Annotated in this window: 8 protein-coding genes and 3 pseudogenes; all 11 read left to right on the top strand. The window is 37.7% G+C overall.

Annotated features, from left to right (window positions below; translation table 11 throughout):
- Positions 1–877, top strand: an 877-nt coding sequence (locus DFR77_RS05110; protein ID WP_170123225.1) for a MafB family polymorphic toxin, incomplete at its 5' end; no start/stop codon positions are given.
- A gap of 4 nt (positions 878–881) precedes the next feature.
- On the top strand, positions 882–1,241 hold the full coding sequence (locus DFR77_RS05105; RefSeq protein WP_002218298.1) for an immunity 8 family protein: 360 nt from the start codon (positions 882–884) through the stop codon (positions 1,239–1,241).
- 76 nt (positions 1,242–1,317) lie between these two features.
- Positions 1,318–1,527 carry a hypothetical protein gene (locus tag DFR77_RS05100; RefSeq protein ID WP_003688150.1) on the top strand — a complete coding sequence of 70 codons (210 nt, stop codon included), beginning with the start codon at positions 1,318–1,320 and terminating at the stop codon, positions 1,525–1,527.
- A 100-nt stretch (positions 1,528–1,627) separates the two neighbouring features.
- Positions 1,628–2,473, top strand: a pseudogene (gene mafB / locus DFR77_RS05095) (polymorphic toxin MafB class 3); the annotation flags it as partial.
- A 9-nt stretch (positions 2,474–2,482) separates the two neighbouring features.
- Positions 2,483–2,689 (top strand): hypothetical protein, encoded by a 207-nt coding sequence (locus DFR77_RS05090; RefSeq protein ID WP_002218303.1) that lies wholly within the window; start codon positions 2,483–2,485, stop codon positions 2,687–2,689.
- Positions 2,690–2,919: 230 nt separating this feature from the next.
- Positions 2,920–3,681, top strand: a pseudogene (locus tag DFR77_RS05080) (MafB family polymorphic toxin); the annotation flags it as partial.
- Positions 3,678–4,037 carry an immunity 8 family protein gene (locus DFR77_RS05075; RefSeq protein ID WP_002215099.1) on the top strand — a complete coding sequence of 120 codons (360 nt, stop codon included), beginning with the start codon at positions 3,678–3,680 and terminating at the stop codon, positions 4,035–4,037. The pseudogene DFR77_RS05080 and the gene DFR77_RS05075, both read left to right, overlap by 4 nt.
- A gap of 123 nt (positions 4,038–4,160) precedes the next feature.
- Positions 4,161–4,376, top strand: a complete 216-nt coding sequence (locus tag DFR77_RS05065; protein ID WP_002215102.1) for a hypothetical protein — start codon at positions 4,161–4,163, stop codon at positions 4,374–4,376.
- Between the two features lie 104 nt (positions 4,377–4,480).
- Positions 4,481–5,329 (top strand): annotated as a pseudogene (gene mafB, locus DFR77_RS05060) (polymorphic toxin MafB class 3); the annotation flags it as partial.
- A complete protein-coding gene (locus DFR77_RS05055; RefSeq protein WP_002225728.1) occupies positions 5,326–5,682 on the top strand; it encodes a DNA mimic protein DMP12 in 357 nt (118 codons plus the stop codon). The pseudogene mafB (DFR77_RS05060) and the gene DFR77_RS05055, both read left to right, overlap by 4 nt.
- A gap of 173 nt (positions 5,683–5,855) precedes the next feature.
- A complete protein-coding gene (locus DFR77_RS05045; protein ID WP_003713021.1) occupies positions 5,856–6,230 on the top strand; it encodes an SMI1/KNR4 family protein in 375 nt (124 codons plus the stop codon).
- Positions 6,231–6,243: the final 13 nt, after the last annotated feature.

Here is a 6,243-nt window from a genome sequence, read left to right as displayed (position 1 = left end):
ACTGATATGGGAAAACGACCCCGATAAAAATTGGCGGGCTAACCGTATGGATGATATTCGCGGCATCGTCCAAGGTGCGGTTAATCCTTTTTTAACGGGTTTTCAGGGATTGGGAGTTGGGGCAATTACAGACAGTGCGGTAAACCCGGTAACCTATGCGGCAGCACGGAAAACTTTACAGGGTATTCACAATTTAGGAAATTTAAGTCCGGAAGCACAACTTGCCGCCGCGAGCCTATTACAGGACAGTGCTTTTGCGGTAAAAGACGGCATCAATTCCGCCAGACAATGGGCTGATGCCCATCCGAATATAACAGCAACAGCCCAAACTGCCCTTTCCGTAGCAGAAGCCGCAGGTACGGTTTGGCGCGGTAAAAAAGTAGAACTTAACCCGACCAAATGGGATTGGGTTAAAAATACCGGCTATAAAAAACCTGCTGCCCGCCATATGCAGACTGTAGATGGGGAGATGGCAGGGGGGAATAGACCGCCTAAATCTATAACGTCGGAAGGAAAAGCTAATGCTGCAACCTATCCTAAGTTGGTTAATCAGCTAAATGAGCAAAACTTAAATAACATTGCGGCTCAAGATCCAAGATTGAGTCTAGCTATTCATGAGGGTAAAAAAAATTTTCCAATAGGAACTGCAACTTATGAAGAGGCAGATAGACTAGGTAAAATTTGGGTTGGTGAGGGTGCAAGACAAACTAGTGGAGGCGGATGGTTAAGTAGAGATGGCACTCGACAATATCGGCCACCAACAGAAAAAAAATCACAATTTGCAACTACAGGTATTCAAGCAAATTTTGAAACTTATACTATTGATTCAAATGAAAAAAGAAATAAAATTAAAAATGGACATTTAAATATTAGGTAATTATATGAGATTAAAATTAAAAAATTATGATTGTTCTGACTTTGATTTGGAAGATTTCCCACAAGACAAGTTAGAAAATTTTTGTATACTTTTGACATTATCAATAGGTTTTGATGAAAGTAATGGTGCTGATTATTTTTATGTTTATATATATAGCACCGAATGGTTACTTTCAAATATACATAGACCGATGTCATTAAAAAACTCAATTGTTACAAACCGTTTTAATATTGAACACATATTAAAATTGATAAATGATATATTGGAAATATGTAATTCAACGTCTGAAGATAAGTCTATATCAAATTTGGCAAAATATTTTGACTGGGAATTTGACGATTATAATCTAAATATCCAAGACTAAAGATGGTGGGACAGCATTTAGACCAAAAACAGGTAAACAGTATTTTGATGACAAATTAAAATAAAAGGAATTATTCATGAAATTAATTGATTTTGAAGGGAATTTAGTTAAAATTAGTCTCGATAAAGATGAGTTGTATATTATTCAAGCAATTGTAGGAGAAATTTATTCAGGCGTATGCGTGGATTGTAGAGATTTTGAGATAATTCATGGTGTTGAAAAAAATAAAGTTCTTCTTTTGGATAAAGAACTTAAAAAAATATATGATACTTGGGATAAATGTTAGCTAGATAGGGTGGGCACTCGTTGCCCACCTTTTGCCGTATATTAAAAATCCTTTTCAGGCTGCCTGAAACTGGGTGGGCATCAATGCCAATCCTAACTGTGCGGATGAAGCAGGAAAACTGATATGGGAAGACGACCCCGATAAAAATTGGCGGGCTAACCGTATGGACGATATTCGCGGCATCGTCCAAGGTGCGGTTAATCCTTTTTTAACGGGTTTTCAGGGATTGGGAGTTGGGGCAATTACAGACAGTGCGGTAAGCCCGGTAACCTATGCGGCAGCACGGAAAACTTTACAGGGTATTCACAATTTAGGAAATTTAAGTCCGGAAGCACAACTTGCTGCCGCGAGCCTATTACAGGACAGTGCCTTTGCGGTAAAAGACGGCATCAATTCCGCCAAACAATGGGCTGATGCCCATCCGAACATTACAGCTACTGCCCAAACTGCCCTTGCCGTAGCAGAGGCTGCAGGTACGGTTTGGGGCGGTAAAAAAGTAGAACTTAACCCGGCCAAATGGGATTGGGTTAAAAATACCGGCTATAAAACACCTGCTGTTCGCACCATGCATACTTTGGATGGGGAAATGGCCGGTGGGAATAGACCGCCTAAATCTATAACGTCCAACAGCAAAGCAGATGCTTCCACACAACCGTCTTTACAAGCGCAACTAATTGGAGAACAAATTAGTAGTGGGCATGCTTATAACAAGCATGTCATAAGACAACAAGAATTTACGGATTTAAATATCAATTCACCAGCAGATTTTGCTCGGCATATTGAAAATATTGTTAGCCATCCAACAAATATGAAAGAGTTACCTCGCGGTAGAACTGCGTATTGGGATGATAAAACAGGGACAATAGTTATCCGAGATAAAAATTCTGACGATGGAGGTACAGCATTTAGACCAACATCAGGTAAAAAATATTATGATGATTTATAGGAAAAAGCCATGAATATACTATCCATAAATAATCAAAACTCAACTATTTCACTAACTCAAGATGAAGTTTTTGTTTTACGAGCTATCTTGAATGAGATATATGCGGGCGTATGTGTAGATTCAAGAGAATTTGAAAATGTATCTGGTGTTAGAAAACATGAAGTAGATAATTTACAACAACAGTTTGCTGGAATTTATAAAAAAATGACAACTTAACAACCCAAATTTTTGTCAGAGCCTAGTGCAAATTACAACTATGATTCTATTGTAGCCGAAATGAAAGAAAAAAATCATGGGTTGGCGACAGGGTTGATGTTGTTAATATGCCTGATGGAGCACCCACTAGCAGCCGTAGATCGGATTCTCGAATCCGACATTTTCCAACAGCGGCATCTCGGAAACGATAGGCGCGTCAAATATTTTTGTCGGATACAAATAAATATCCGACCTACATTTCTGCGCAGCAAACTTTACAGGGTATTCACGATTTAGGAAATTTAAGTCCCGCAGCACAACTTGCGGCTGCAACCGCATTACAAGACAGTGCCTTTGCGGTAAAAGACGGCATCAATTCCGCCAGACAATGGGCTGATGCCCATCCGAATATAACTGCAACAGCCCAAACTGCCCTTGCCGTAGCAGAGGCCGCAGGTACGGTTTGGGGCGGTAAAAAAGTAGAACTTAACCCGGCCAAATGGGATTGGGTTAAAAATACCGGCTATAAAACACCTGCTGTTCGCACCATGCATACTTTGGATGGGGAGATGGCCGGTGGGAATAGACCGCCTAAATCTATAACGTCGAAAGGAAAAGCTAATGCTGCAACCTATCCTAAGTTGGTTAATCAGCTAAATGAGCAAAACTTAAATAACATTGCGGCTCAAGATTCAAGGTTAGCAAGTGCTGTAAAAGATTGGAAAACAATACAACCAAATAAAAAGGGGGAAATTAATTTTGGTATTGGTTCTGCAACTCGTCAAGAGGCTGAACAGTTAGGAAAAATTTGGGTTGGAGACGGGGCTAAGCCAGTTAGTAGTCCATCTTGTCAAGGATGTATGTTAAGTGCAGATGGCACAAGGCTATATCGTCCTCCAACTACAAAATCAAACACCCCTGAATCACTTAACCCAACGGGAGTGCAAGCTAATTTTGTTACTAGAAGTGTTGATGGAAAAACCTTAACTAATGGACATTTGAATATAAAATGATTAAATTGGACTTAAAAAGCATAAATTTATATGATATTGATTTTGAAAAATTTACCCCCGAAATTCCAGATAATTTTCATAGATGGATAGATTTGGATATCGGAATCGAAGGAGAACAAGGCTCATCTATTTTTTCACTTTGCATTTGTTCTCCTAAATGGATTTCCCATCATTGTAATAAAGAAGGTTTTTTTTGGTCTAATGCATTAATATTAGAACAGTTTGATCATAAGATTATTAAAAGTGAAATTGATAAAATATTAGAATATTGCTCAAAAGAAACTTGGGATTTGACACTTTCAAACTTATTACGATTTTTTTCTTGGGAATTCGAAGATTACAATCCAAACACATAAGAGCAATTTGGGATGATAAGTCTGGAGCAATTGTAATTAGAGACCCAAATTCAAAAGATGGTGGGACTGCATTTAGACCAACCTTAGGTAAAACTTACTTTGACAAGCAAAAATAAAATTATTATGAATATAATCAATTACACAGGTGATGACATTATTATTTCTTTAACAAGAGAAGAGCTTCAATTATTGCGTTCCCTTGTTATTGAAATTTATGCAGGTGTTTGCATAGATGCAGAAGAATTTGAGATTGTGTCAGGAATTCGCAATCCTCAATTAGTGCAAGAGCTAGAACAACATTTAATTGAAGCATATAATCTAATGGATACATCTAACTAAATGGTTATGCAGAGTGTGGGTTCTCGCAGCCCACCTAGCCGTATCTTAAAAATCCTTTTCAGGCTGTCTGAAACTGGGTGGGCATCAATGCCAACCCTAACTGTGCGGATGAAGCAGGAAAACTGATATGGGAAAACGACCCCGATAAAAATTGGTGGGCTAACCGTATGGATGATATTCGCGGCATCGTCCAAGGTGCGGTTAATCCTTTTTTAACGGGTTTTCAGGGATTGGGAGTTGGGGCAATTACAGACAGTGCGGTAAACCCGGTAACCTATGCGGCAGCACGGAAAACTTTACAGGGTATTCACAATTTAGGAAATTTAAGTCCGGAAGCACAACTTGCTGCCGCGAGCCTATTACAGGACAGTGCCTTTGCGGTAAAAGACGGCATCAATTCCGCCAGACAATGGGCTGATGCCCATCCGAATATAACTGCAACAGCCCAAACTGCCCTTTCCGTAGCAGAAGCCGCAACTACGGTTTGGAGAGGTAAAAAAGTAGAACTTAACCCGACCAAATGGGATTGGGTTAAAAATACCGGCTATAAAAAACCTGCTGCCCGCCATATGCAGACTTTAGATGGGGAGATGGCAGGTGGGAATAAACCTATTAAATCTTTACCAAACAGCGCCGCTGAAAAAAGAAAACAAAATTTTGAGAAGTTTAATAGTAACTGGAGTTCAGCAAGTTTTGATTCAGTGCACAAAACACTAACTCCCAATGCACCTGGTATTTTAAGTCCTGATAAAGTTAAAACTCGATACACTAGTTTAGATGGAAAAATTACAATTATAAAAGATAACGAAAACAACTATTTTAGAATCCATGATAATTCACGAAAACAGTATCTTGATTCAAATGGTAATGCTGTGAAAACCGGTAATTTACAAGGTAAGCAAGCAAAAGATTATTTACAACAACAAACTCATATCAGGAACTTAGACAAATGAATGAACACAACCTGTTAATTTTCTGTTTAAAAGACAATGTTTCAATTAGTGAATATACTGAAATGGTTGATTGGGCTTATGAAAACATTCAATCTGAAACAGTTGTAGAAATTACGGAAAATCAAATTATTGAATATCAAAATCGTGGATTATGGGGGCTTGTTTCTGAAATTACCGATAATTGGTTATTTGGACCAAGTGAGGGGGATTGGCTAATAGATAAGGAAAGTATTTTGGCTGTAAAAGAAAAATTACAAAATTCAGATTTTTCTACAGAGCCCTTAGTGAAAAATATTATTCATGTACTTGAATATGCTATAAAAAATGAAAAAACAGTAATTTTTCATTTTTGAAACTAATCTAATTTTTAGTAATATTGATGCAGAGCAAGCAGCATTAGATGCCGCAAACATGGGGAGAAGCTATTCAATTTAGAATTAAAAAAACAAAGTGAAAATGGACTAGCACCACCAAATTGGTCTACCCAGTTTCCTAATGGTAGTATTTATGATACTAAGGTAACGAAATGATTATTCAAAATGAATTTAATTTATATCCTAGTAATATGCTTCCTGAAGGGTTTTGTTATCCTGAAAAGTATGTTCGTATCTCTAACGATACATCTTTAATACCTTATATTCAGCCACATAATTTTCACTGGTGGTTTGAGAATTATGGAACAGAAGGGGCAGAAGTAGCTTATATATTTAGAAATTCCATCCTGCCTGATTTAAATCTTATCCCATTCGCTAGTAATGGAGAATGGGAAGCTTATTTTGATGGTAATGATGTAACAGGAAATCCTAGGGTTATTGTTATTAATTTAGATAATATAGAAAACCATGAATTTTTTAATAGTTTTGAAGAGTGGCTTGAATTAGCAATTAAGGATACTTGGTAAGCAGCTATCTATA

Origin of the sequence: Neisseria gonorrhoeae (assembly GCF_003315235.1) — a bacterium.
In the GTDB taxonomy this organism is placed as follows: domain Bacteria; phylum Pseudomonadota; class Gammaproteobacteria; order Burkholderiales; family Neisseriaceae; genus Neisseria; species Neisseria gonorrhoeae.
Note: the sequence above shows the minus strand (reverse complement) of the source record. Positions and strands in the feature narration are given on the sequence as shown.

Excerpts from the sequence above, each read along its gene's own strand:
- DFR77_RS05105 (WP_002218298.1), top strand. The coding sequence starts at position 882 with ATGAGATTAAAATTAAAAAATTATGATTGTTCTGACTTTGATTTGGAA.
- DFR77_RS05100 (WP_003688150.1), top strand. The coding sequence starts at position 1,318 with ATGAAATTAATTGATTTTGAAGGGAATTTAGTTAAAATTAGTCTCGAT.
- DFR77_RS05090 (WP_002218303.1), top strand. The coding sequence starts at position 2,483 with ATGAATATACTATCCATAAATAATCAAAACTCAACTATTTCACTAACT.
- DFR77_RS05075 (WP_002215099.1), top strand. The coding sequence starts at position 3,678 with ATGATTAAATTGGACTTAAAAAGCATAAATTTATATGATATTGATTTT.
- DFR77_RS05065 (WP_002215102.1), top strand. The coding sequence starts at position 4,161 with ATGAATATAATCAATTACACAGGTGATGACATTATTATTTCTTTAACA.
- DFR77_RS05055 (WP_002225728.1), top strand. The coding sequence starts at position 5,326 with ATGAATGAACACAACCTGTTAATTTTCTGTTTAAAAGACAATGTTTCA.
- DFR77_RS05045 (WP_003713021.1), top strand. The coding sequence starts at position 5,856 with ATGATTATTCAAAATGAATTTAATTTATATCCTAGTAATATGCTTCCT.